This window comes from Streptomyces sp. NPDC055078, from assembly GCF_053607985.1.
This window is the reverse complement of the sequence record NZ_JBSGUP010000046.1, coordinates 1-25,677: the sequence shown is the minus strand read 5'-3', so window position 1 is coordinate 25,677 and position 25,677 is coordinate 1. Positions and strand designations below refer to the sequence as shown.

The 25,677-nt window shown below is 73.4% G+C and carries 18 protein-coding genes and 2 pseudogenes; 13 read left to right on the top strand and 7 right to left on the bottom strand.

Annotation, left to right across the window (positions count from 1 at the left end):
• Nucleotides 1-197: 197 nt before the first annotated feature.
• From ACWF94_RS06850 to ACWF94_RS06840, 3 genes are all read right to left on the bottom strand, one after another.
• Nucleotides 198-1,076 (bottom strand): DUF2637 domain-containing protein, encoded by an 879-nt coding sequence (locus ACWF94_RS06850; RefSeq protein WP_453485411.1) that lies wholly within the window; start codon nt 1,074-1,076, stop codon nt 198-200.
• A gap of 89 nt (nt 1,077-1,165) precedes the next feature.
• Entirely contained in the window at nt 1,166-1,372 is a 207-nt protein-coding gene (locus tag ACWF94_RS06845; protein ID WP_453485409.1) for a hypothetical protein, read from the bottom strand.
• 168 nt (nt 1,373-1,540) lie between these two features.
• The gene (locus ACWF94_RS06840; RefSeq protein ID WP_453485407.1) at nt 1,541-6,295 is read right to left on the bottom strand and encodes a tetratricopeptide repeat protein; all 4,755 of its coding nucleotides are present in this window, start codon (nt 6,293-6,295) and stop codon (nt 1,541-1,543) included.
• A 153-nt stretch (nt 6,296-6,448) separates the two neighbouring features.
• On the opposite strand from ACWF94_RS06840, the gene ACWF94_RS06835 reads away from it, so the two are divergent.
• The 8 genes and pseudogenes from ACWF94_RS06835 (at nt 6,449) to ACWF94_RS06800 (ending at nt 14,126) form a co-directional block, all read left to right on the top strand.
• On the top strand, nt 6,449-7,123 hold the full coding sequence (locus ACWF94_RS06835; protein ID WP_453485406.1) for a hypothetical protein: 675 nt from the start codon (nt 6,449-6,451) through the stop codon (nt 7,121-7,123).
• Nucleotides 7,120-7,317, top strand: a complete 198-nt coding sequence (locus ACWF94_RS06830; RefSeq protein ID WP_453485404.1) for a hypothetical protein — start codon at nt 7,120-7,122, stop codon at nt 7,315-7,317. Before ACWF94_RS06835 ends, ACWF94_RS06830 begins: the two co-directional genes overlap by 4 nt.
• Before the next feature lie 235 nt (nt 7,318-7,552).
• Nucleotides 7,553-7,894, top strand: coding sequence for a hypothetical protein (locus ACWF94_RS06825; protein ID WP_453485402.1), 342 nt, complete (start codon nt 7,553-7,555; stop codon nt 7,892-7,894).
• 90 nt (nt 7,895-7,984) lie between these two features.
• Nucleotides 7,985-8,239: pseudogene (locus ACWF94_RS06820) on the top strand (phosphotransferase); the annotation flags it as partial.
• Nucleotides 8,240-8,508: 269 nt separating this feature from the next.
• Nucleotides 8,509-9,699 carry a methyltransferase, FxLD system gene (gene fxlM / locus ACWF94_RS06815; protein ID WP_453485400.1) on the top strand — a complete coding sequence of 397 codons (1,191 nt, stop codon included), beginning with the start codon at nt 8,509-8,511 and terminating at the stop codon, nt 9,697-9,699.
• 82 nt (nt 9,700-9,781) lie between these two features.
• On the top strand, nt 9,782-9,955 hold the full coding sequence (locus ACWF94_RS06810) for a hypothetical protein (RefSeq protein WP_453485399.1): 174 nt from the start codon (nt 9,782-9,784) through the stop codon (nt 9,953-9,955).
• Nucleotides 9,956-10,051: 96 nt separating this feature from the next.
• A complete protein-coding gene (locus ACWF94_RS06805; RefSeq protein WP_453485397.1) occupies nt 10,052-12,886 on the top strand; it encodes a lantibiotic dehydratase in 2,835 nt (944 codons plus the stop codon).
• Nucleotides 12,879-14,126, top strand: coding sequence for a lanthionine synthetase C family protein (locus ACWF94_RS06800; protein ID WP_453485395.1), 1,248 nt, complete (start codon nt 12,879-12,881; stop codon nt 14,124-14,126). The genes ACWF94_RS06805 and ACWF94_RS06800 overlap by 8 nt, the downstream gene beginning before the upstream one ends.
• 94 nt (nt 14,127-14,220) lie before the next feature.
• On the opposite strand, the gene ACWF94_RS06795 is transcribed toward ACWF94_RS06800, so the two are convergent.
• The gene (locus ACWF94_RS06795; RefSeq protein WP_453485393.1) at nt 14,221-14,505 is read right to left on the bottom strand and encodes a putative quinol monooxygenase; all 285 of its coding nucleotides are present in this window, start codon (nt 14,503-14,505) and stop codon (nt 14,221-14,223) included.
• A 411-nt stretch (nt 14,506-14,916) separates the two neighbouring features.
• On the opposite strand from ACWF94_RS06795, the gene ACWF94_RS06790 reads away from it, so the two are divergent.
• Nucleotides 14,917-16,038, top strand: coding sequence for a methyltransferase domain-containing protein (locus ACWF94_RS06790; RefSeq protein ID WP_453485391.1), 1,122 nt, complete (start codon nt 14,917-14,919; stop codon nt 16,036-16,038).
• A 132-nt stretch (nt 16,039-16,170) separates the two neighbouring features.
• On the opposite strand, the gene ACWF94_RS06785 is transcribed toward ACWF94_RS06790, so the two are convergent.
• A complete protein-coding gene (locus ACWF94_RS06785; protein WP_453485389.1) occupies nt 16,171-18,312 on the bottom strand; it encodes a HelD family protein in 2,142 nt (713 codons plus the stop codon).
• Between the two features lie 438 nt (nt 18,313-18,750).
• Here ACWF94_RS06785 and ACWF94_RS06780 point away from each other — a divergent pair, with 438 nt between their 5' ends.
• Nucleotides 18,751-18,960 (top strand): hypothetical protein, encoded by a 210-nt coding sequence (locus ACWF94_RS06780; protein WP_453485387.1) that lies wholly within the window; start codon nt 18,751-18,753, stop codon nt 18,958-18,960.
• A 130-nt stretch (nt 18,961-19,090) separates the two neighbouring features.
• Here ACWF94_RS06780 and ACWF94_RS06775 read toward each other — a convergent pair whose 3' ends face one another.
• The gene (locus ACWF94_RS06775) at nt 19,091-20,728 is read right to left on the bottom strand and encodes a DNA repair helicase XPB (protein ID WP_453485385.1); all 1,638 of its coding nucleotides are present in this window, start codon (nt 20,726-20,728) and stop codon (nt 19,091-19,093) included.
• Nucleotides 20,729-20,893: 165 nt separating this feature from the next.
• On the opposite strand from ACWF94_RS06775, the gene ACWF94_RS06770 reads away from it, so the two are divergent.
• Together ACWF94_RS06770 and ACWF94_RS06765 are read left to right on the top strand one after the other, a co-directional pair.
• Nucleotides 20,894-21,304 (top strand): hypothetical protein, encoded by a 411-nt coding sequence (locus ACWF94_RS06770; protein WP_453485384.1) that lies wholly within the window; start codon nt 20,894-20,896, stop codon nt 21,302-21,304.
• Nucleotides 21,305-21,654: 350 nt separating this feature from the next.
• Nucleotides 21,655-22,260, top strand: coding sequence for a VanZ family protein (locus tag ACWF94_RS06765; protein WP_453485413.1), 606 nt, complete (start codon nt 21,655-21,657; stop codon nt 22,258-22,260).
• Here the strand turns inward: ACWF94_RS06765 and ACWF94_RS06760 are convergent.
• A complete protein-coding gene (locus ACWF94_RS06760) occupies nt 22,223-24,967 on the bottom strand; it encodes a helicase-associated domain-containing protein (protein ID WP_453485382.1) in 2,745 nt (914 codons plus the stop codon). The genes ACWF94_RS06765 and ACWF94_RS06760 overlap by 38 nt on opposite strands.
• 108 nt (nt 24,968-25,075) lie before the next feature.
• Here ACWF94_RS06760 and ACWF94_RS06755 point away from each other — a divergent pair.
• A pseudogene (locus ACWF94_RS06755) lies at nt 25,076-25,677 on the top strand (hypothetical protein); the annotation flags it as partial.

Here is a 25,677-nt window from a genome sequence, read left to right as displayed (position 1 = left end):
CAGCACGGGAAACCTGGCCCCGTCGGCGGGGGAATCCCAGCCCCTCCGGCGTTTGAGGAGCGGGGTGCGGGGCAGCGCCCCGCCGGACGGCCCGGGCTCGGGCAAGGGGCCGCGCGCCCCGGGGCGGAGGCCGCCACCGGAGCGCTCGGCTCCGAAGAGGGAGCGCGCTCCGGCGGCACAGCCGGCACAAGCGCGGCTCAGCGCCCCCCGCGCTGGCGGTGGCTCCCCCGCGCGGTGGACGCGTGCCGAGTCGACGGCGCCGGCGGAGTCGGCGTGAGATCGAGCTGCCGTACGAGCTGGTGGAAGCAGAGCAGCACGGTAACCGGCGGCAGCCCGGCCACGGTGATGCCGGCAGGGGTGGTCGGCGCCTCGATGATGCACAGCGCCATGGAGATCCCGGCGAAGAAGATGATCACGCACCAGGAGTGGGCGATACGGCGGCGGTAGGCACGGGCGCGCAGGATCGACAGGGTGGCCGCGATCCACGGCCCGTAGATCAGGAGTGGCCACAGCTCGGCGACATCGGGGGGCGTCACCCCGTCGGCGAGGCTGCGCAGCGCCGGGTAGGAGGCCAGCGCGCCCAGAATGCCCACCGCGGCCACGATCACCGCCGTCAGCACGACCGACACCAGACTGAGCAGCCGCCGCCAGGACCAGCCGCCCCTGCCGTCACGGCTGGCGGGCAGCAGGGTGGCCTTGCGGTGACTGGCGGGCGCGGTGTGCGGTGCGTTGGTGTGCGGCACCGGAGGGGGCGTGGCGAGGGACGCGGCGTGCGGGGTCTCCACGACGACGGTCGAGTGCTCGGTGGTGCTCAGCAGCTCGGCCAGCTCGGCGTCCAGGTCCGTGGCGTGCAGGTCCGTGGCGTGCAGGCCGGTGTCGTGCGTCACCGCCATGACGTCGCAGACGTCCGCCAGGCGCTCCCGGGCGGTGTGGCCGTCGTCATAGGGCCCGTCCGCCGGGCTGTTGTAGTACGGCCTGTCCCCCGGGCCGTCGTAGTAGGGCCCGGGGGACAGATCCACCGTCGGCTCATAGGTGGCCTGGCCGGGAATCCAGTACGGGTCATGCGGTTCGTACACGGCAACTCCGTGCGGATGAGGAAGCGGGTGCGGGGCGGTCCGGGTGGGTGGAGCCGCGCGGGTTCGGCCGCGGGCCGAGCCGCGCGGACTCAGGCGGGTTCCACCGCGCGGGGGTTCGACCACAGCGCGGTCAGGCGGTCCAGCTCCGTGAACAGCCGTGTGACGAGGTCGGCGGAGTCGGTGAGGGGGATGCGGGTGCCGTCGCGCTCCAGACAGGGGGAGGAGGAGCGGCGGTTGAGGAGCCAGGCGCCGAGAGGCGGGACCTGGGTGTCATGAGGCAGGAGAGTTACGGGCATACCAACGGAACGAATGCGCCGCATAGTCTAGATATCGGCCATTAGGTGCTATTGATTCCCTTTCATACTCAATAGGCTCATTACGCAAAACACCCTTATGCGCGGGCGCACACCCTCCGCGCCCCCTTCCCGGCGGACTTCTGAGCGGCAGGCCCCCGGCCCCATGGCTCAGTCGCCGGTCGTCCCCGGGAGGGGGAGCGGGAGCGCCCGGAGGGCCTCCAGGGCTCTGGCGAAGTCGCCGCGCCGGGTGAGGTGGCGGAGCCTGGCCGCGGCGGTCCGGTGGGCGGGCCCGGCTCCGTGCGATGCCGCCGCCGCTGTGAGGAACAGCGCCGTCATGTCCTGGTGCAGCACATGAGGAGAGTTCGACGCGAGGCCGTCCCCGGTGAGAACGCCCGAAGCGAAGGGCGCCAACGCGGCCGACTCCGGCGCGGCCCCCGCGAGCCAGGACAGCAACTCCGCACGGGCGGCCAGGACATCCGGCCCGACGCGGCTGTGGTCGGGCGACCCGGCCAGCCGGCGGCGTACGGCGACGGCCTCCGCCGAGAGCGCCCGCGCCTCCCGCGCCTCCCCCCGTTCCCACAGCCGGATCGACAGGGAGGACAGGGCGAGGGCGAACCGTGGCTCGTGGTGCGGAGTACGGGTCAGCTCCGACGCGCGGAACAGCGCCACCGACTCCCGCGCCGCACCCAGCGCCTCATCGGCTCGGCCGCACTCGGCCAGGGCGTCCGACAGCCCGATCAGCGTGCCCGCGAGCAGCGGGGGATGGATGTCGGGATGGGCGGCGGCCAGTTCGCGCCGCAGCCGTACGGCCTCCTCCAGGGCTTCCAGGGCCGCCAGGGCGTCACCGGCCTCCGGAGCCGTCTGGGTCTCCCCGGCGTCCTGGGCCTCCCGGGCCTGCCGGGCTTCCTGGGCCTCCCGGGCCTGCCGGGCTTCCTGGGTCTCCCGGGCCGTCTGGGTCTCCCCGGCGTCCCGCGCCTCCCTCGCCTCCTGGGCTTCCTGGGCTTCCTGGGCCTCCCGGGCCTCCCGGGCCGTCTCGGTCTCCCCGGTGTCCCGGGCCTCCCGCGCCTCCTGAGCTTCCCGGGCTTCCCGGACCTCCCGCGCCTCCTGGGCTTCCTGGGTCTCCCGGACCTCCCCGCCGTCCCGCGCCTCCGGGGCTGCCCCCGCCTCCCCGGCGCCCCGCGCCTCCCCGCCGCCCCCACTCCCCAGCCCCCCGCGCTCGGTCAGCAGCACGCCCACATTGTTGAGGGCGATCGCCAGATACGGCACGATCATCTCGGCGTCGACGGCCGCCCACTTCCGCAGCGACGCCACCGCCTCCCGCGCCGCGGCCAGCGACGCGTCCCACCGCTTCTCCCAGTACAGACACTGCCCCCACTGGACCAGCACCGCCCCGAGCCAGGGTCCATAGGTGTCGGGGTCGGCATCGGCCAGCCGCCGCTGGACGGCCGTCGCCTCCGCACCGGCCGCGAGGGCGTCCCCGTACCGCGCCAGCCGCCCGTACACCAGCGTCGCGGTCACCAGCGCGTTGACGAGTGCGCCCCACGACCGGTCCACGGGTGTCACTGCCTGCTCGCGCAGCAGACCGATCGCCTCCTCGATCACCCCCACCGCCTCGGGCGCCCGACCCGCCTCCGTGAGCCGGGCCGCGAGCGCGGTCAGCGAGACCGGCAGGCTCCGGCCGTACGCGCCGGGCCCGGCCGCCCGGGCGCGGCGGAGCAGCCGTACCGCCTCCGCCGCCGGGCGTACGGCGTCGTCCGACCGCCCCAGAACCGAGTGGAGCAGGCTCCGGCTGTCCAGGAGGGAGACATAGGACGGCTCGGTTCCGAGGACCCCGGAGGCCGGAAGGCGGCCGTGGATCTCCAGCGCCTCCTCGCAGGCGCTCAGCGCCTCCGCCCGGCGTCCGCGCGCCACCAGCCGGGACGTGTGGTCGGCCAGCACGGTGAAGAGGTCGGGTTCGAACAGTTCGCGGTCGGCCGAGGCCAGCCGCCGCCGTACGGACACGGTCTCGGCCGAGACGGCGAGCGCGTCACCCGGCCGCCGGACGGCCAGCAGCCGGGAGGCGAGCTGGTTGAGGGAGATCGCGAGATTGTGCTGGTACATCCGGGGACTGCCGGTGTCGGCCAGTCGCCGCCCGATGGCCACCGACTCCTCACTCGCCGCCAGCGCCTCCTCGTGGCGGCCCAGCTCCGCCAGCTGGGTGCCGAGCAGATCGAGGGTGATCGCGATCGACGCGTCCTGCTCGTCGGGCACCTGGGTGTGCAGCCCGCGCAGCCGCCCGACGGACTGCCGCAGATACTCCACCGCCTCCGCGTGGCGCCCGGCGTCCGAGAGGTGCCATCCGTACGACTGGAGGGACAGGGCCACCCCGGGCCCGAAGACACCGGGATTGACCTCGGCGAGCCGCCGGTAGACGCCCAGCGCCTCCCCGGTCGCGGCCAGCGCCTCGTCGTACCGGCGCACCGCGCCCAGCCGTTCGCCGTAGTCGCTCAGCGAACGCGCCAGATCGTGGTCGTACGCACCGGGGTACCGCTCCGCGAGCGCCCGCCGGATCCTGATAGCCTCGGCGGTGTACGGGAGGGACTCCTCGCTCTGCCCCAGCGCCCGCAGCCTGCGTCCGAGGATGTTCAGCGCGGACGCCAGATCGGCGTTCGGCGCGTCGCTGAGCATCCGGTAGTCGCCGATGACGCGTTCGGCGCTGTCCGGCGACCGCCGCCGCCCGCTGATCCGGGCGGCGAGCGCCCGCACCGGCCGCCGGGCCATGGCCACCCGCCGTCTGACCGTCACCGCCTCCCGGCTGGCTGCCAGGGCCTCCCGCCGTCGCCCCGCCTTGTCCAGCGCGTTGCCGAGGGAGTCGAGCGAGGCGGCCAGATCCGTTCCGTAGCGGCGCAGGGACTTCGCCGCCAACGAACGGTTCCGTACGACGAGTTCCTCGGCGACCGCCAGCGCCACCAGGTACTCCTCCGTCTCGCCCAGGACGTTGTAGAGCGTGAGCAGCGCGCCCGCGAGCGTCGGTTCATCGGCGCCGCGCCGGGCGACCGCCTCGCGGGCGAGCGCCACCGCGCGTTCCCCGGTGTCACGGGCCTGCGGGACCAGACCGGCGTGATTCAGCCGGTCGGCGAGCGTGTCGAGGATCACCGCCTGCTCCAGCGGCCCGGCCGCCGCCGCGAGCCGGTGCTCGGTGAGTCTGGCCGTCAGCGCGGCGACCCCCACATCGAGATCGAGCCGCCGCCCGCGTGGGAGGGCCGCCTCGATCCGCTCCAGCAACCAGGGCTCGGCCCCCGGCAGCCCCGCCAGCGTGGCGAGGGTGCCACCGCCCCCGGCGACGGCCAGCTCCGGCGTCTCCGCCAGCAGTCCGTGCAGCAGCCCGGGGCCCAGATGCGGCCAGCGCTCGGCGGCGTTCGCGAGGAAGGTCACGGCCCGCGCCCGCCAGGGGCTGCCCGCCGCGACCAGGGATCTGGCGGTGGGCACGGCCCAGCTCTGCGCCGGGTAGTCGCCGTCGTGCCCCGGGACGGTGAGCGCGAGGAAGTCCTCGGCGAGCCGGTCGGGGTAGAGGGGTTCGAGAACGGTGGGGAAGGGGAGGGCTCCGGGTTCGGTCGGTGGATAGATACGGGCGTGATCGGCGAGGACCTGATCCTGGTTGGTGCTGTTCCTGTTCCTGTTCCTGTTCCTGTTCCTGTTGCTGCTGTTGTTGCCTTGGCCGCTGCCGCTGCCGCTGCCGCTGCCGCCGCCGTTACCGTGACCGCTGCTGGTGCGCCCACGTGTGTCGCTCCCGCCACCGCTGCCGTGACCGCCGTAGTCGCCGTGCCCGCTGCCGTCGCGCCCATCGACGGCCCCCGTGGCCGGGGAAGCGATGGCCCCGGGTGCGTCCCCCGCACCCCGCGCGACCCCCCACGCCCGCTCACCCAACTCCCGTGGCAGCGCCCCCGTGAGCGCGGCGACGAACACCACCCGGTTCATCGTCGACGGCGGTGTGACGAAGTCCGGCTCGCCCAGCCGCTGCGACCGGTCGCCGTGGACCCGCGCCCAGTGCAGATGTTCGCGGTCGAGCAGATAGACGGTCAGCCCGGCGGTCCCGGCGGGTGTCGGCGCACCGGTACGGGTCGCGTCGACCGTCACGAGCGCCAGCATGTGTACGGCCAGGGTGAGCCCGAACTCCGGCCGGGCCAGCAGCTCGGGCGCGGCAGGCGGGGGCCCGTCCGGCCCGTACCCGTCCGGCCCGTACCCGTACAACTCGGCGAATCCCGCCCGCGCGGCGAGAAACATCTCCGCCCGCGCCGACGCGTCCCCCGGCAGCGGCCCCAGCAACTGCTCGGACGTCGCCGCCCGCAGCGCCGCGAGCCGGCCGCCGACGGCGGGCCAGGAGTCGGCCGTACGGGCCAGCAGCAGAATCCGCGCCGGTACGCCCCGGCGCAGCAGAGCGTTGCTGAACAGCCAGGCCAGATGGGTGAGCGGCCAGCGGTCGGCGTAGTCCACGACGAGGAGCACCCCCGGCGCCCCGGCGGCCCGCAGATCCTGGCTCCCGGACGGCCCGAACACGGTCCCCGGCCCGTGCAGCGCCGTGACCACCAGCCACCCCGCGTCGGCTGACTCCCGCGCGAGCCGGTCCGCGAGCCGGGTCTTGCCCTGCCCGGCGGCCCCGTACAGCCAGCGGGCGGCGAGCCGTGGCTCCGAGTCCCGCCACTGGCGCAGCGCCGACAGCTCATCGCCCCGGCCGGTGAACTCGACCACCGCGAAACGGGCGTTGAGCATCCGGCTGGGCAGCTCACGCAGTACGGAACGGTCCGCCCGGGGCGGCGGACTCCACCGGCGCAGCAGATACAGCGGACTGCCGTTGGCGAAGACATGGAGATCCGCGCCGATCACCCCGTGCGCGACCCCGTCGACCGCGGTGACGTTCTGTCTGTGCGGTCCGTCTTCCTCCATGCCCCACCCCCTGGGCATATCCTCACCGCCCCCGGCGCCCGGTGCCGGCCGTATCGGTGAAATCAACCGCGTACCGGATCAACTCCCCTGCGCATACGGTTGTTTCGTACGGCTCAGTCGCCGCCGACCGAGCAACCGAGGAGCCGAGGAACCATGCCGGACCCCAGCGGCCCCCCGCGTTTCCCGCCGGGCGGCACCCGCCAGACCATCCGTGCCGAGAAGGGAATCTCGTACGGGGTCGTCGGCGCGGACATCCATGTCTTCGGCGACGGCACCCCGCTGTATCTGCTGCGCTCCTGGCCCGACCCGGAGCACCCCACCGGTGGGCCCCGCCGCCCCGGACTCGACCGGCTGCACCACTGGCGCGAGAACGGCCCCCGGCTGTCGGCCCGCTGGCTCTACGCCCCCGAGGGCCGGGGCCCGGCGGCCCTCACCGCCCACTTCGCCGAGGAGTCCGCAGCGGCGGGCTGGAAGGCGGTCGCGGCAACTCGGGTTGCCACTGCCCGGGACCGGGAGTCGGACGTGCGGGCCCCTGCCCCGGACCCGCCGGCCCCCGCCTTGCCCGGCCGCCAGGACTGCTCACCCGCAGGCTTCGACGGCCTCCTGCTGACGATCGACTCTGCCGACCGCTGGCCGCTCACCCACCTCACCTGGCTCTTCAGCAATGCCCTGCTCCACCGCCCCACCACCCCCACCCGCATCCTCCTGACGGCCCACACCGCCGACCCCTGGCCCGCCATCCGCGCCGCCCTCGCCGACCACCAGGCGAGCACCTCCACCGACCCGCTGTTCTCCCACCCGGACCCGGAAGCCCCGCCTGCCCCTTGACGGCCGAATCCCCGTACGGCGGCGGGGGACCGAGCCGTACGGGGATCACCGTCTTCCCGCAGGGTGTCGACGCGTTCGCCAGAGCCGACCGCAGGATGTTCCGCCGGCGCGCGGAGCGGTCCCCCGAGCAGACGTGGCTTCGCGCTGTGGAGGCGTCCGCAGAAGCCTGGGTGGACCACCGTTCCGCCGAGTAGGCCGGGTCGGTGGTCATCTCTGTCCGGTCTGTTCAGAGAGGGCGACTTGTGCAGGCAAGCGATATCGAGAATGGTGTGGTAATTTTCGTCGCCTTTCTGCCCGGTCCTGGAATTCGATCTGGCTTTACGGGCCCGCGTCTGCGGGAGGCCGCGCTACCTCTTCCGTGAGAGAATCCTCTAGGCAGGAGAACTTCCGGTCATGCCGTCGAAAGCACGACGGCTGGAAGGAGGGCCCATGCTTGTGCTCACACGAATGACGAGAATTGCCCTGACAGCCGCAGCATCAGTAGGACTGGTGATGGGGCTGTCCCCTGAGGCACTGGCCGCGAACGCCAGCGGCAACTTCAACTACACGCGGGCAGACACGGGCAGCGTCAACAAGATGACTGACATGACCACCGGGATCTGTCACATCATGGACGGTGGATCGAGGACAACGACGTTCCTCGACAATCTCACGAACAAACCCGCTTCCGTCTTCTCCAACACCAATTGCACCGGCTCCAGCTTTACGATCCAGCCGGCCTTTGGGCAACGTCTCGCCTTCAGTGCTCATAGCGTCCGCTTCGCCAACTGAGGCGCTTTCAGCGGTCCGTCGCCGACTGGGGCGAGGGGGCGCCCCGACCGTCGGTCGGCGCCCTGCCGCGCTCGACACCATCCGTGCTGTCTTCGCCAGGACTTCCACCCCGGCAACGTGTTGTTCGACGTTCCGCCCCCGGGCCGGGCAGGTCCCCGGATCACGGGCGTGGTCGACTGGGCAGCGGCCTCCTGGGGCCCGGCCGACCTCGATGTCGCGCACTGCTCCACCCATCTCGCTCTGCCGCACGGCCCGGCATGGGGTCCGCGGTTCGCTGATGCGTACGAGGAGGCCGGCGGGGTGCCGGCAGCGGTCGCGAGCGAGCGGCTGTACTGGCAGACGCGTATGTCACCGCCCTGATGGACGTACTGGGCTGAGCCAGGGCGGTCCGGGCGGCGCGGCCCCGGCGGCGAGTTGTGCGCTGGTGTCACGAACGGCTCCGGAAGTCACGCACAGAGCCGGTACTCGGGCTCGACGGGGCCGGCTGGTGCGTCGAGCGCCCGCTCCGACCCGCCGGGCGCGGGGTGCCGGTGGTTCTCGACTCCGCGGTGACGAGCTGCCACCATGAGTCAACTCCCGATAAGGAAATGGGTGTTGGAGTGTTATTGGAGACCATGTTCACCGCCGCTGAGTTAAACAGGGGCCTGGTCAGGGATCTTCGGCGCAGCGGCAGGATCACCGGTTCGCACGTCGCGTCGGCGTTCGAGGCGGTGCCGCGGCATCTGTTCGTTCCGGGGGTGCCGCTGGAGTCGGCCTACCGGGACGATGTGGTGTTCACCAAGCGGGACGATGTGGACGGGAGTCCGCTGAGTTCGGTATCGGCTCCGTGGCTGGTGGCCACGATGCTGGAGCGTCTGGACGTGCGGGCGGGCGACCGCGTGCTGGAAGTCGGCTCGGGCGGCTACAACGCGGCGCTGCTGCGGCACCTGGTCGGTGATCAGGGTTCGGTGACGAGTCAGGACATCGACCCGGAGGTGATCGAGCGCGCCGGGCGGTGCCTGGAGGCGGCCGGGTATGCGGATGTCCGGCTGGTCACGGGCGACGGCACCCTGGGGGTCCCCGACGGCGCCCCGTTCGACCGCTTGGTCGTGACCGTGCAGGCCACCTCGATCGCCCCGGCGTGGCTGGAGCAGCTGGCAGGAGGCGGCCGACTGGTGGTCCCGCTCAGACTGAGAGGGCTGGGACGCCTGCTCACCTTCACGCGGGAGGGTGACCACTGGCACGGGGACGGCTGGGACCAGTGCGGGTTCGTACGGATGCGCGGGCCGGCGGCACGCAATCCGGTGGCGACGACGCGGCTGGCCGACGGTGTCCGGTTGCGGTCGGACGGCGGTCCTCCGCCCGATGCCGCCGCCCTGACGGCGGCTCTGGCGGGCGGGCGGCGTGAGGTGTGGACCGGGGTCACGGTGGGTGTCACGGAAGGTACCCGGCCTCTCGTGGACGTGTGGCTGGCAACCGTGCTGGATGTTTTCGGGCGACTGCACGCGGACCGGGAGGCCCTGGATGACCAGGTCCAGGTGCTGCCGGGCGGCAGTCCGGTTTCCTGGAGCGCTGACAGCTTCGCCTATCTGACGATGCGACCGGCGGATCCGGTGGGCGCCTGGTTCGAGTACGGCGTCGCGTGGCACGGGCCCGATGGCGCGCTTGCCGAGGAGTTCGCGCAGCTATTGCGGGTGTGGGACCGCGACCACCGCGGCGGACCCGGGCCGGTACTCCGCGTATACCCGGAAGGCTCCGTCCCCCAGCCGTCCACCGGGCGGGTCCTGGACCGGCCGGGGCCTGCCATGGTGCTCGCCTGGCCGTGACCGCCGCCGGTCTCTCGATGTCCCGGGGCCGCCGGGCCCGGGTGCACCACCACCTTCGACGCGCAAAAGGGAGGAGGTTGACATGAGCACTGCTCTGTTCGAGGTGTTCCGGCTGGATGCGGCGAATGCCGATCTGTCGCTGATCCGCGACGGGTTCGCTGACACCGATGGCGACGGCGACACCACGGGCGACGGCTGTGGGCCGTCCCCGCCACAGGGCCCGACCACCGGGTGCCTGATCCCCGAAGCCGAGTAACCGCCCCAGGGCTCAGCGGTTTCGGCGGCCGGGGTGGTGCGGGTCGACGCTCGCGCCACCCCTTCGCAGTGTGACCCGGAGAGAGGAGTGGGGGCGATGAGTGTCTTCGGCTTCGGCCCGGTGGCGATGGCCCGTATCCCCCTCCTTCCCTCGGACACGAGCGAACCCTCACGGGCGGCGGGTTTGTTCGAGGAGGGACTCTTCCTGGCCTCCCGGTCCCTGGAGCAGGCCGATAGTGACTCGTCCAGGGCCGCGGAGACCCGGACCGCCTACGCGATCCGGGCCCGGGCACGCACAGCTCCCCAGGGTGTCTGGTGCGCGGTTGCCGTAGCCAGCCTGGAGGGCCGTGAGAGTGTGCTGCGGCTGGGCGAGCGGCACCGGCCGGTCAGTGTGCCGAGTCCGCAGTGGCTGCTGGGCGTGGCGGACCAGGTGCTGGAGTTGCCGGGGGTGGTGCCTGGGCTGGAGCTGACGGTGAGCAATCTGGTGGTACGCCGCGGTGGCCGCTTCGAGGCTGAACATCCCGGTCCGGCGGGTGGCGGGCAGCTCGGCAGTGTCCGGGTCACCGATCTGTCGGCGTGGCTGGTGACCGCATGCGCCGGCCGCGCCCTGGGGAGTGGGGTGATCGCGGCGGTCCTGGACCGCTACCCGGGCGCCACCATCCAGGATGCCGAGCGCGCCCTGGTACAGCTGATCCGCACGGGCATCCTGCTGACCGATCTGCTTCCCGACGACCTGCGCGACGACCCGATCGGACACCTGTTGCGTGTTGTCCCCGCCTCGGCGCCGGAGCACGGGTTCCTCGTCCGGCTGCGGCACGTGCTGGACGAAGCCGACCGGCACCCGCCGGGCGCGGCACAGCGGCTGGGGCTGCTGCGCGCGGCGCGGGACTTGTCCGACCGCATCCACCGTGCCGATCGCCCGCTCACAGTCGACACTCTGGCCGATGCCGAACTCCGGCTGCCCGCGGCCGTGGGTGCGAAGGCCGCGCGGGCCGCGGAGGTCCTGTGGCGGATCAGCCACCGCACACCCGCGCTGCGTTCCTGGTCGGACCGGTTCGCGACCGCCTACGGGCACCACCGTATGGTCCCGCTGCTGGAGGCTGTCGACCCGGCAGTCGGCATCGGCGCCCCGGACGCCGGGGATGCGATCGCAGCCGCTGCCGAGCTGGACGAACGGCGCGGCCGACTCCTCGCTTCGCTCCTGGCTGATGCCCTCACCCACGGACGGGCCGAGGTCGAGTTGACCGAGGCCCACATCACCGGCCTGGAGCACGGCGCGGAGGATGGCGGGGGCCCGCCGCCACGCACTGCGGAGATCCACGTCCGGGTGCTGCCCGGGCCGGATGGCCCGGTCCGGCTGCTGGTCGGCCGTCACGCCGCGCAGACCGCAGGGTCGGCCGCGGGCCGGTTCGCGTACCGACTCCCCCAACTGGCCCCGGAGCCGGCCACGGAGGTCGGTGGGCCGGTGGTCGCCGAGATCGTCTGCCGACCCCTCACCGCCCAGACCGCGGGACTGGCGGTCGAAACCGGATTCGCCCCGTACCGTATCCCCATCGGTGTCCCGGCCCGCGACGGTGACCTTCATCCCCGTGACCTGGCAGTCGTCTCCACCGGCAAGCACCTGGCGCTGTGGTCGCACACGCTGCGACGGCGCATCGTGCCAGTGCTGTTCAGCCGTATCACCCGCGATCTCCTGCCGCCCGCGGCGCAGTTGCTGCACCTCCTCGGCCACAGCCGGGAGCGCCCCTGGCACACCTGGTCCTGGGGACCCGCGGCCCGCTTCCCCTACACCCCGCGAGTCAGCCACCGGGGCACCATCCTGGCCCCGCAGCGCTGGCTGCTGCCGGACGACCTGGTGACCGCCGCAGCCCGGCGAACTGCCTGGCATCCGCACCTGACCGCCTGGCTCACCGGGACACACCCGGCGGTCCCGACGATGGTCGTGGTCGAGGAGTCCGACCGCCAACTGCCCCTCCGTCTGGACGACACCGGTCACCGGGAGATCCTGCGCCGCACCGTGCTGCGCGGCACCCGCACGCTGACCGAAGCCATCGGCCACCACGACCACGAGCACGCGGTCGCCGGCCCCGAGGGCCGGCATCCTCTCGAACTCGTCATCGCTCTCCACCGCACCACCGCCCCCGCGACCGTGCCCATCGACCCGCGTACGGCACCCCGTGCCCGCCCGGCCGACACCCAGGTCCCGGGCGGCGACTGGCTGTCCGCCGCCCTCCCGGTCCCGGTCCGTCACCAGGACGACGCACTGCGCCGGCTTCCGCCCGCCGCCGCCGGAGGACGATGCTTCTGGCTCCGCTACCGGACCCCGGCCCTGGGCCCGCACCTGCGCCTGCGATTCCCCACGACTCCGGGCTCCCGGCACGATGTGTGGCACTCGCTCGCCCGGTGGAGCGCCCGTCTCGCCGAGCAGCGGCTGTCCAGCGGGCACCTCCACTACGAGCCCTACCTGCGCGAGACGCAGCGCTACGGCGGTCCGCACGCCATCGACGCGGCCGAGGACGTCTTCGCCGCCGACAGCGCCCTCGCCCTCACCACCCTCGGGCGCCCGGCCGACGACGATGAACGCCTGGTACTCGCCGCCCACTCCGCCGCCGCGATCGCCCGGCTGCTCGCCTCACCGCCGGCAGCCCGCGGCGGCCCGCTCACCCACTCCGAGCGCCGCCGGCGCGAACGGCTGCGCACCACCGCCCGAACTCATACCGTTCCGCCGTGGCTCGCCCCGGCCTGGACGGCACGCCAGGAAGCGCTGCACACCTACCGCACCCGGCTCTCTGCCCCGGACACCGCCGAGCGGTGCGCCTCCGACCTGATTCACCTGCACTGCAACCGGCTGCTGGGCACCGACGCCGGTCAAGAACGCATCGCCCGCTCCCTGGCCATCGACCTCCTGCACGCCCACGGCCGGCATGGCTGACGCGGCGACGGCCGTGGAGCGCGTTGTGCGGGCCGTCGCCGCCCCCAACCGGATCGCCGCGACCCTGGGCCGGGCCAGGGCCGCCACTCTGAGCCACGGACTGCCCGGAACGGCACTCCTTCTCGCCGCGCTGTCACCCGCCGACCCGTCCCTCGCCCGGGCAGCCGAACGGCACTGGGAGGCTGCGGCGCCACTCCTGGCCGGCGCCGTGCCCGACGGGATCCAGTGCGGCCCCGGAGGACTGGCCGCCTCGCTGATCATCGGCAACGCCTACCTCTCCGGCACCAACCGCTGCAGCGGCCCCGTGCTGGACCAGGCCGTGTCCTGGCTGACAGCCCGCGCGCAGGGCCTCGCCCACCACCAGCGAAGGCGCCTGGCCGGCGGACAACGGGGAACCCCGTGGGGTGTCTACGACACCATCAAGGGACTTTCCGGTATCGGCCGGGTCCTCCTCGCCGCCGACCAGAGCGGCCACACCGCTGCCGGACCGGGACTGACCACCGCCCTCACCACCCTCACTGACATGATCAACACCTCCGCTGGGCACCTGCCCGGCTGGTGGCTCCCCGCCGAAGACCACCTCCTGCCCCTCGCGGGTCAGCTCCCCGCCTCAGGAGCGGCGACCACCGGCCTTGCCCATGGCATCGCCGGCCCCCTCGCCCTCCTCTCCCTCGCCGGCACTGCCGGCCGCACTGTCCCCGGGCAACACGACGCGATACGCACCGCGGTGGCCTGGCTCCAGCACTGGACCGGATACGGCCGGTCCTGGCCGGCGCACATCAGCGGCGACACGCTGCGCCATCCCCCGGACCCCGGCCGCCTCGCGGGCGCCCCCGGCAGACGCGACGCATGGTGCTACGGTGCCGCCGGCATCGGCAGCGCCCTCACCCACGCCGGCAGCGCCCTCCACGACCCCGAACTCACTCAGGCAGGCAAAAGCACTGTCGCGGCCCTCGCGCACCGCCCGCCCGAACAGTGGGACACCGAGGGGTCCGGGCTGTGCCACGGAAGCGCCGGAGTCCTCCAGACCGCCCACCGCACCGGCTGCACACACCTGGAGCAGCGGGCCGCACTCCGCACCACCCTGCTGCTCCAGCCGGACGGCCACCCTGGCCCCGCATCACACGACCTCGGCTTCCTCACCGGCGCGAGCGGCACAGCCCTCGCCCTGGCCGAGACCGAAGGGCTGCTGCCCGCACCAGCCCCCACCGCCTGGGACGCCCTGCTGCTCCTGAGCTGACACGATCCCCACCGCATTCGATCCCGTGCGATTCGATCCCGCGCGCCGGATGACCGCGCCCACGCCGCGCACGCCTTCGCCCGCGGGGCAACCCTCAGGGCGCTTCGGTGGACGAGATGCGGTACTTGGCGACATCCGCGTCCAGGATCTCCGCGGTCTGCCCGGCATCGGGGCCCGAGCCCCGGAACTTCGCCAGGTGGGCGTCTGATTCCCATCGCTCGTAGATATTGATCCGGCCGGGTTCGAGCAGGTCGGCGGAGAGGGAGAAGTCCAGGCAGCCGGGGGCGGTTCGGGCCTGTTCGATGACCTGGTGGCAGCCGGTGAGGTAGGCGTCCCGGGCTTCGGGGGCGACGGTGATCTTCCCGGAAATGATGATCACGCTGGCTCTCCTGTCTGCGGGGGCACGACATTTGGCACAGTAGCTCAGCGAGCGACGGGTCACCGTTCGGGCCCGGGTGGCCGGATCGGGTCCCTGTGGCCGTGGGCCAGGAGGCTGTGCGGGGAAACGCGTCACGGGCGGGCGTGCGGTGCGCCAGCCTGGAGCCAGGACTCGCGAAACGGCACGCGCGAACCGCACGCGCGAACGGCCTGGAGCCAGGACTCGCCGACGACCGCGAACCAGGGCCCGTCAATGACCTGGAGCCAGGACTCGTCAACGAAGGGGGAACACCGTGGGCAAGCATGAGAAACCGCCGGCCGATCCGGCGAAGGGGAAACCGCCGCCCGGGAACTCGGACGGGCAGATACCGCCTCCGCCGCCTTCCGACGGCAAGCACAAGAAGTAGGGGCCGTGTCCCTGCTCGGTGGGCGCAGCCGGTGGCTGGCGGACGAGATGGAGCGCCGTGGGGCCTGGCCCGCGCGGGCGCCGTGGGTCCGGGAGGCGGTCGAGGCGCTGCCGCGTCATCTGTTCGCGCCGGACCGGCTGTGGCGGTGGGACGGTCATCGGTACGGGCCGGTCGAACGGGCGCTGGACGCCGTCCGCTGGGCGGAGGAGCTGTACGGGGACCCGGACGCGGCGGCCGTCACGCAGGTGACCGACGGGCGGGCGTCGTCCAGTCTGTCGTGCCAGGCGATCGTGGCGGACATGCTGGACGCGCTGCGGCTGGAGCCGGGGCGCCGGGTGCTGGAACTCGGCACCGGTACGGGGTGGAACGCGGCGCTGCTGGCCCTGAGGGCGGGGCCCGGCCGGGTGACGAGTGTGGAGGCGGATCCCGAACTCGCCTCCGCCGCCCGTAAACGGCTGGAGACCTCGGGGGTCCAGGTCGCGGTGGAGGTCGGCGACGGCGCGGCGGGGTGGGCGCCCGGGGCGCCGTACGACCGGGTGGTCGCGACGTACGCCGTGGACCGGGTCCCCTGGGCCTGGGTCGCCCAGACCCGGCCCGGCGGGCGGATCGTCACCCCCTGGGGGCGGCTCGGACATGTCGCGCTCACCGTCGCCCCGGACGGGCGCTCGGCCAGTGGCTGGGTCCAGGGGCTCGCCCAGTTCATCCCGGCGCGCGGCACCGCCACCGGCCTGGAGGACTTCACCCGCGTACGCGGCCACGGCCCGGCGACCGGAGAACGCCCCTGGCGGCGCGACCTCACCGCGCTGCACGACGACTGGCACCTCCGGTTCGCCCTCAGGGTCGCGCTCCCGGACGTACGGATCACCGTCGCCGCCGACGCCGACGGCCTCAACGCCTGGCTCCACGACGGCACCTCCTCCTGGGCCGCCCTCTCCGCCCTCCCCGACGGCACCACCCTCGCCTACCAGGGCGGCCCGCGCCGATTGGCCGACGATCTGGAGACCGCCTGGGACGCCTGGCTCCGCGCCGGGAGCCCGGAGCTGTACGACTACGGGCTGACCGTCGAGCCCGACCGCCAGTACGCATGGGCCCGGGACGCGGAGAACGGCCCGCGCTGGCCCCTGTGAGCGGTCCGGTGGGGGCCTGTGAGGAAGGACATCACCGCCATGCAGCGTGCCCGGCCGGTGGCGGCCCGGGCGAAGGCTGTACCACCACCGGTCGCTCCCCCCCGCGGCAGGACGCGTGGGCGGGGCTGTGCCCTACCCCAACTGCCGCGGCAGCTCCCCCTCGTGCAGCACCACAAGACCCGAGACCGCGCGGGTCAGGGCGACGTAGAGGCGGCGGAGGCCGGTGCGTTCGTCGGGTTCGGAGGTGACGAGGGAGGTGGGGTCGGCGAGGACCACGTAGTCGTATTCGAGGCCCTTGGCGAGGGAGGCCGGGACCAGGGTCAGCCGGGAGGTGGCGGTGGTCTCGGAGCCGGGAGGGAGGTACCAGAGGCCGGCGGAGGAGAGGGCGGCGGCGAGGGCGGGGATGCGGTGGTCGGCGGCGATCAGGCCGATGGAGCCCTCGTGGCGCAGGGAGTCGCGGCAGGCGGCCACCACGGCCGTGTCCAGGTCGCCGGGGATCTCGCGGATCTCCAGGGAGCCCGGGGATTCGCGTACGGAGGAGACCTCGGTGAGGCCGGGCGACATATGGGGGAGCAGCCGGGAGGCGTAGGAGATCACCTCGCGGGGGACGCGGAAGCCGGCCGTCAGCTCCTCCACGACGGCGTCGGGCTTGCCCAGATGGGACAGCGCCTCCTGCCAGCTACCGGTGGCCCAGGGGGTCGTCCCCTGGGCCAGATCGCCCAGGACCGTCGCCGAACCCGTCGTACAGCGGCGGCCCACCGCCCGGTACTGCATGGGTGACAGGTCCTGGGCCTCGTCCAGGACGACATGGCCCAGCGAGTGCGTACGCTGCACCAGATCCGTCGCCTCGTCGATCAGCACCGCGTCCGCGGCGGACCAGCGCGCGGTACGCACCCCGCGCGCGGGCTTCGCCCACAGGATCGCCCGCTGGTCCTCCGGGCTCAGGACGCCCTCGGCGTGCGCCGCGAGGAAGTCCGCGTCGGAGAGCAGCCGCAGCACGAGCTTCGCCGGGTCGACGGGCGGCCACACCGCCTTGACGGCCGCTTTCACGGCGGGATTGCGCGCCACCGCGTCCTGCACCCGGTCGTCCGGGGCCTCGCCCGACTGTTCCATCCGGACCAGGACGGCGTGCGCGATGCGCTGGGGGAGGGCGTCGCGGGCGGCGCCGTAGCGGATGTCGCGGTCGAGGAGTTCCTGTACCAGCTCCGCCAGCTCGTACGCCGGGATCCGCCACCGCCGCGAGCCGCGGACGACCACGACCGGTTCGGTGGGCGGGGTGACATGGGAGCGCAGGGCCCTGCGCAGCACCTGCGCCATCCGGGCGTCGCCCTTGACGACCGCGGCGGCGGCCTCGTCGGTGCCGCGCACCTCGACATGGGCCACCAGTTCGTCGACGGTCGACTGACTGACCTCCAGCTCACCGAGGGCGGGCAGAACCTGTTCGATGTAGCGCAGGAAGGAGCGGTTCGGGCCGATGACCAGGGTGCCGGTGCGTGCCAGCCGCTCCCGGTGCGCGTACAGCAGATACGCGACCCGGTGCAGGCCGACCGCCGTCTTCCCGGTGCCGGGGCCGCCCTGGACACAGACCGTGCCGGTGAGCCCGGAGCGTACGATCTCGTCCTGCTCCGGCTGGATCGTCGCGACGATGTCCCGCATCGGGCCCACCCTCGGCCGTTCGATCTCCGCCTGGAGGAGCCGGCTGGTGCGGTCCCGCTCGGTGGGGTCGGTCAGATGCTCGTCCTCGTACGCCGTGAGGTCACCGGCCGTGTAGCCGAACCGCCGCCGCAGCCCCACGTCCAGCGGTTCCTTGCGGGACGCCCGGTAGAACGGCTGGGACACGGGCGCCCGCCAGTCGACCACCATCGGGTCGCCGTCCGCGTCATGAACATGGCGGCGGCCGATATAGAAGCGCTGCCCCTCCTGGGCGGTGGGCAGATAGTCGAGACGGCCGAAGAACAGTGGAGTGTGGGTCAGATCCGCCAACTCCTTGATCCGCTCATCGATCTGGGACCGGAGGACGGCCGTGTTGACCCAGCCCGCCGTGACGTCCTTGATGTCGAGCGCCTGGACCTCCTCGCGCATCGTGCGCAGGGCGGCGCGGGACGCGGACAGATGGGCGCGCTCCCGGCCGAGCGGGTCGGCGGGGCCTGATGGGCCGGAGGGTCCTGATGGGCCGGGAGGATGGGAGGGGCCCGATGGGTCTGACAGAACGGGGCTGTCGTCGGGTACGTGGGCGTGCGCGGGCACAGTTCGCCTCCGGCGGGGCTGCGGCATGGGCAGGGTGAACCGGCCGGTTTCCGTCCGGGCGGCGGCACTCCTCGGGAGGGAGGCGGCAAGACGGAGGAGTCTAGTCAGCGCGGGCGGCGCGGGCGAACGGGTTTCCCGGGCGGGCGCACCCGTCCCGCCTGCACCTGCCCTGCCTGCACCTGTCCCGCTCGCGGCCATCCCGCCTGCATGTCCTGCTCGCACCCGTTCCGCTCGCGGCCGTCCTGCTCGCACCCGTTCCGCCTGCATCCCTCCCGCTCGCACCCGTCCCGCTCACGGTGCGGAGCCGGGCAGGGCGCCGGGCACTGTCCGTGGGGATGACAACGGCGTCCTCCTGAAGTGCCGTCCCCGTAGGGGATCCCCTATGCCTGGAGTCGTACCGGATCCGGGGCACGGTTCCGACCAGGGAGCGATGTGTTCGGCGGGCCCGGAAACCACCATGGAGACATGAGCACAGCAACCGTCACCCCCAGCGCCCAGCTCCCCCGTCCCCGTTCCGGTTCCCGCTCTCCCCAAGGCGCCACCGCCACCGGCGTCCCGCACGCCCCGCACCACGTCGGCGACGCACTGCGCGCGGTCAAGGTGTTCTTCGGCGCGGTCTTCAGCGTCGCCGTCCTCGGGGAGTACGCGGAGGAGGCGGGCGTCCGCCGCCGCTGAGACCGGCCGCCGACCGGCACGGGCACCAGCCCAGGACGTCAGTCACGGACATCAGCCCAGGACATCAGTCACGGCCCCCGGACCGCGCACCCGTTGAGCAGTCCGACCGCCCGGTGCCGAGCGTGTCCGGCTACTTCAGCAGCTCGTCCGCGTCCGCGATGCGATACGCGTACCCCTGCTCCGCCAGGAACCGCTGCCGGTGCGCCGCGAAGTCCTGGTCGATGGTGTCGCGGGCGACGACCGAGTAGAAGCGGGCCTCGTGCCCGTCCGCCTTGGGACGCAGGACGCGGCCGAGCCGCTGGGCCTCCTCCTGGCGGGACCCGAAGGTGCCCGACACCTGGATGGCCACGGTCGCCTCCGGCAGGTCGATGGAGAAGTTCGCCACCTTCGAGACGACGAGCACGGAGATCTCACCCCGCCGGAACGCGTCGAAGAGCTTCTCCCGCTGCGCGTTCGACGTCTCGCCCTTGATGACCGGCGCGTCCAGATGCTCGCCCAGCTCGTCCAGCTGGTCGATGTACTGCCCGATGACCAGCGTCTGCTCGCCCCGGTGCTTCTCGACCAGCGCCTCGGTCACCTTCCGCTTGGTCTCGGTGGTGGCGCAGTATCGGTACTTCTCCTCCGGTTCGGCGGTCGCGTACGCCAGCCGCTCCGCGTCCGTGAGATTGACCCGGACCTCGACACAGTCCGCGGGCGCGATATAGCCCTGCGCCTCGATCTCCTTCCACGGGGCGTCGAACCGTTTCGGCCCGATCAGCGAGAACACATCGGACTCCCGACCGTCCTCCCGTACGAGGGTGGCGGTCAGGCCCAGCCTGCGGCGTGCCTGGAGATCGGCGGTGAACTTGAAGACGGGTGCGGGCAGCAGATGCACCTCGTCGTAGATGACGAGTCCCCAGTCGCGGGAGTCGAACAGCTCCAGATGCGGGTAGATCCCCTTCCGCCGGGTCGTCAGCACCTGGTAGGTCGCGATGGTGACGGGGCGGATCTCCTTCCGCGTACCGCTGTACTCGCCGATCTCGTCCTCGGTCAGCGAGGTCCGCCGCACCAGCTCGTGCTTCCACTGCCGCGCGGAGACGGTGTTGGTGACCAGGATCAGCGTCGTCGCCTTGGCCTGCGCCATCGCGCCCGCCCCGACGAGGGTCTTGCCCGCGCCGCAGGGCAGGACGACCACGCCCGAGCCGCCGTGCCAGAACCCCTCGACGGCCTGCTTCTGATACGGGCGCAGGGCCCAGCCGGACTCGTCCAGCTCGATGCGGTGGGCCTCGCCGTCGACATAGCCCGCGTGGTCCTCGGCGGGCCAGCCCAGCTTCAGCAGGGTCTGCTTGACCTGCCCGCGCTCGGAGGGGTGCACGGCGACCGTGTCCGGGTCGAGCCGCTCGCCGACCAGCGGCTGCACCTTCTTCGAGCGGAGGATCTCCTCCAGCACGGGCCGGTCGGTGGAGGTCAGGACGAGGCCGTGGACCGGGTGCTTGGAGAGCGTCAGCCGCCCGTAGCGCGCCATCGTCTCGGCGACATCGACCAGCAGGGCGTGCGGCACGGGGTAGCGGCTGAACTCGACCAGCGCGTCCACGACCTGCTCGGCGTCGTGCCCGGCGGCCCGGGCGTTCCACAGGCCGAGGGGGGTGAGGCGGTAGGTGTGGATGTGCTCGGGGGCGCGCTCCAGCTCCGCGAAGGGCGCGATGGCACGACGGCAGGCGTCCGCCTGCTCGTGGCCCACTTCGAGGAGGAGGGTCTTGTCGCTCTGGACGATGAGGGGGCCGTTCACAGCAGTCACCTGCGCCCTTTCGGTCAGCAAACCTCCAGTGTGCCGTACTCGGGAACCGGCGCGGGCGGGATGAGCCCGGGATGCGGCCAGGATAGGTGCGGGACAGGTGCGGGATGAGTACGCGCACGGGTGTCGGCCGGGGGCTCCGTGGCGGACAGTGGGGCGATGACGACCCCCTGGAATCCCTACGCGCATCAGCCGCCCGGCGGCGGCCCCGCCCCGTATGGGCCGGATCCGTACGGGCCGGACCCGTCGGCGGCGCGCGATGAGCGCTGGTGGGTGCCGTCGGTGCTCTGCACGCTGCTCGCGCCGCTGCTGGCGTATATCGACCGTACGACGACCCCCGGCGGGGATCTTCCGGCGGTGTGGGCGCTGGGGTATCTCGTCCCGTTCGCGCTGGTGGTCTCCACCTGGCTGCTCGCCCGGACCGTACGGCGGCGCCGGGCGCGCATCGTGCTGGGGGCGCTGGGCTGTCTGCTCGCCTATCTGTATACGGAGGCGGTGATGGCGGTCCTCCTGGGGGTCGTGTTCGTCCGGCTTCTCGCCGAGATCGTCCAGGGGATCGCCCAGGGATAGGGACAGGGGCAGGGAGCAGGGCAGCGGGGATCGCAGGGGCGGCGGAGTCAGCAGGGGCAGCGGGGGCGTCCAGGCGATCCGCGACCTCGGCCGGTCCGGTGGTGCCAGGTCTGGGCGCGGGCGGGCGGGGCACCCGGGGAGGCATGACCGTACAGCGAAAATCCGTCCAGAGATCTGTACAAGGGTCCGTAAACAGATCCATACATCGGTTCGCGCAAAGGTCCGTACGAGGGTCCGTACGAGGGTCCGTACAGGGAAAGGGAGATACCCGGGCCGGGCCGGCGGGTGCGACCGGGGCGACGGGCCCCTCGCCGGTCCCCCGGGGCAGAGCCGTCTTACGGGTGCTGATCATGGTGCTGGCGTTCGCCGCCCTGGCCGGGTTCGCCGTCGTACTGGCCAGACTGACGCTCACCCCGTCCGCCGCGTCGGCGGAGATCGCGGGGGCCAATCTGCGGCCGGGGCACTCGCTGCGGCAGTACGCCGAGGAGTACACCTTCCTCGCCGCGTGCAAGCAGCTCGGCGGCAATCTGGTGCTCGGCATGCCGTTCGGGCTGATCCTGCCGGTGCTGGTGAAGCGCGGACTGCGGATGATCCGGGTCGTCCTGCTGACGGCGGCGGTGATGGTGCTCGTCGAGCTGACGCAGGGAGCACTCGTCCAGGGGCGGGCCTTCGATGTGGACGACGTGCTCCTCAACACCGGCGGTGCGCTGATCGCCTACCTTCTGCTGGGGCGCCGGATCGGGCACCGCTTCCACACACTGGCCGAGCCACCGCCCCCACCGCCCCCACCACCGCCGGGCCCGCCACCACCGCCGGGCCCGCCCCCGCCGTACCCGGCGCGGGACGCCGGGCGGGAGCCGGGCCCGGAGCGGAAGGGGGACCCCGGGCCGCGCGGCCGGTTCCGGCTCCGGTTCCGGCTCAGGCCGGGTCGTCCGCGAGTTCCGCGACGCCCGTGATGCGGTGCAGCGGGTACGTACGGACCTCGTCCGCCGTGTGGTCGTAGGCCGTCACGAACCCGCCCTCCACCCGCACCGGGGCGATCACCCGCTGACTCGCCGTGCCCTCCGCGTTGACATAGCCGATCCAGATCGCCGAACCGGTCATCGCGGCGGCCTGGACCGTCGCCAGGGTCTCGGCGGAGGACGAGCGGGGCAGCTCACCGCGCTGCGCCACCGGCTCCTCCGCGACCGGCTTGCGGACGACCGTGGACGCCAGATCGCCCGCGCGGATCGCCTTCACCGCCGCCCCGAGCAGCGTGGCGTCCGGCACCGGCGGGCCGTCCGGTACCGGGGCGGGCGGGGTGCGCGGCGGGGTGCGATGGGCGTGGGCCCGGGTGATCAGCACATCGCCCTCAGCGGACTCCGCCGCCGGCGCGTATCCCATGGACCGCAGACCGTCCAGCAGCGTCGACGGATCGGTCTGGGCCGCCAGGACCGTGGGCGCGATACGGCGCAGCCGCAGCTCCTGCGAACGCTTGTCGGCCAGGATCTCGTCGAGCATGGTGTCGTCGTCGCAGCGGAGGTACGAGGACGCCGCGCCGATGCGCAGATGGCCGTGGCGGCGGGCCACATCGTCGATCAGATAGCTGAGCGGCTGCGGCACGGGCGTCCGGGAGTGCGCGGCCAGAAAAGCGTGCAGATCGGTCGCGGACCGGCCCGCGTCCAGTGCCCGCCGTACGGAACCGGGCGTGAAGCGGTAGACCGTCGCCCCGCCCTTCGACTCCACGTCCGCGAGCACGGACAGCGTCTCGGCGAGCGGGCGTTCCAGCGGCCCCGGTGCCACGGCGGTCAGATCGGCCTGGAGCAGCACATGGTCGAGCGGCCGGGGGAGCATCGGCGCGAGGGCGGCGGTCGCCGCCGCGATGTCTCCGTCCGTCGGCCGGACCGGGTCGCCGGGTCCCGGCGGCGCGAGCCCCGGCGCGGCCGTGGGCCTCGACGGCGCGGCCGTGGGCGGGCCCGTCGTACCGGCTGCGGCGCGACGGTCGCGCGGGGGCTCGGCCGCCTCCGCCGCCTCGGGCGCCACAGCGGACGCGCCGGACGCTCCAGATACACCGGACACCCCAGACGCGCCGGACACTCCAGATACGCCAGACACACCGGACGCGCCGAACACCTCAGACGCGCCGGACACCCCGGACGCACCGGACCCGCCGGCATCAGGGCCTACCCCCAGCAGCGCCCGCCCGTGCCCCGACAGCGCTCCCCGGCCCGTGACCCCCAGCGCCTCCGCCTCCGTCAGCGTCCAGGCGGCCAGCCGGGAACGCAGATCCACCACGCCGTTGGTGACCGCGCCCGCGCCCCTCAGGGGGCGCTCCCAGCGCAGCCGGGCGAGCAGGGACTCCGGGTCGGGGGCGGTGCCCGGGGGCAGGACGGCCAGCAGTTCGAGCACCCGGCGGCGGACCTCGGCCGCCGCCGCGCGGTCCAGGTCGGGGCCGAGCGCGGACAGGGCGCGGCCCTTGCCGTCCAGGGTGCCGACGAGACCGGGCGTCCGGGTCGCGGTGAGCCAGGCCGCCGCCAGGAGCGTCCAGCGCTCGGCGGGCGGGAGGGTGAGCCATTCGTCGTACGCGGGCGTCGGGGCGTACCGCTCGTCGGCCGCGCCGTCGGCGGCCAGCAGGCCCGCCGCGTAGGCCAGTTCGACCCAGAACGCGGCCACCGGCTCGCTGGTGTCCAGCGCGGCGGCCGTCCGCTTGAGGTCGCGTACGGAGATGCCCCCGGCGCGCAGGACGGCGGGGCCGCCCTCGTGCCAGTCCTGGAGCAGGTCCTCGACGGTCGACAGGGCGGTGTACGCCTGACCGGCGGCCGTACTGTCCACCACCTGCGGGCGCCCGGTGGTGTACGCCGTCACCGGCCGGACCTCCGGCGGCACCGGCTCCGGGGTGCGGTGCGCGCGGCCCGCCCGCAGATGCAGCGCCGCCTCGCGCGGCAGCACGAGCGTACGGGCGGACGCGGGCAGCAGCAGCCCCCGGTCGCGCAGCCAGCGCACGGGCGGCGTGGGGGTGGACGTCACCTCCCCGTACGGCGGCCCCCACACCAGCCGGTCCAGCACCGTCAGCGCCTCCGGCGGGGCCGAGTCCAGCAGCGCGCCCATCCGCCCGCGATCGGTGAACAGGCCCGTCAACGCGGCGACGGCGGACACCGGATCGTGCGTTGTCGCAAGACCCGCCGTCGTGATGATCTCCTGGAGCCTGCCCGGGGACATCCCGGCCGTGGCCTCCGCGACGGTCGGCCCGAGACCGGTGGGCGACGGCCGGGTCGGGGACGGCGCGAGGAGTTCGCGCGCGGTGCGCACCAGCCGCAGCCGGTCACCGCTGCCCCACAGCAGCGCCTGGGTGCGCAGCGACTCCACGGCCATCGGCAGCGCGGCCTCGATCGCCGGGTCGCGCTCGTCGCCCGTCAGCAGGGCCAGCAGCCCGCTGTACGAGGCGGGTTCGGCGGTCACGGCGAGCGCCTCGGCGGTCTGGAGCGTGAACCGGTCGAGCCGCTCCAGCGCCCGTACGACGGAGGCGCGCGTGCCCGCGCGGGTGGCCAGTTGAGACAGATCGGCGGGCACCGGGGTCAGCAGATCCGGGCGTGCGCGCAGCAGCGCGGCCAGTTCCTCGTCCCTGCGGACCCGCAGGGCCTCGGCCAGCGTGCGCGGACTGCTTCCTTCGGGCATGGTCCCCATCCGCACCACGTTAGCCCCTGTAATCGGTGGGGGAGCGCTACCGTCGGAGTCAGGGCTTGGCCGTCCGGGGCTGAGGACGGCTCGGCAGGGAACGTCAGGGGAACGCCGGTGGGGATCGAGAGCGACCAACTCGTCTACGACTATCTGAGCCGGGTCGGCGATCTGGCGCAGCAGCGACAGCTCCCATCCGGGACCCGGATGCGGCTGGTGTCGACGCTGCGCGGGGAGATCGACCGGCAGCGGGCGGCGGCCGGGGCGGACAGTCCGGCGACCGTACGGCGCATCCTGGGCCGGCTCGGGACGCCCGACGAGGTGGTGGCCGGGGCGGGCGGCGGCGGTGCCCCCGCCGTCCCCCGGCACACCTCCACACCGGACCCCGACCCGGGCGAGTCGTCGCGTACGGCCGCCGTGCCCGGTCAGCGGGTACGCCGCCGCATCCCGCGCCCCCGTCTGTTCGCGCCGGGCGAGCGCGCCGAGGTCCCGGACACCCCGCCACCGCCGGCGGCCCGGCCGCCGCATCTCGCGGGTCTGGATGAACTCGGCTCGTCCGACGGGGTCGACTGGTGGACGCTGGGGCCCCGGCAGTACGGGGCGGGGGACGGGGTCGCCGGGTTCACGGGCGGGGTGGAGATCCCCGAGATACTGAGGCCGCCGCCGAAGGCAGAGGCTTCCAACGAGCCCGAGGCTTCCGACGGGCCCGACGCGGAAAC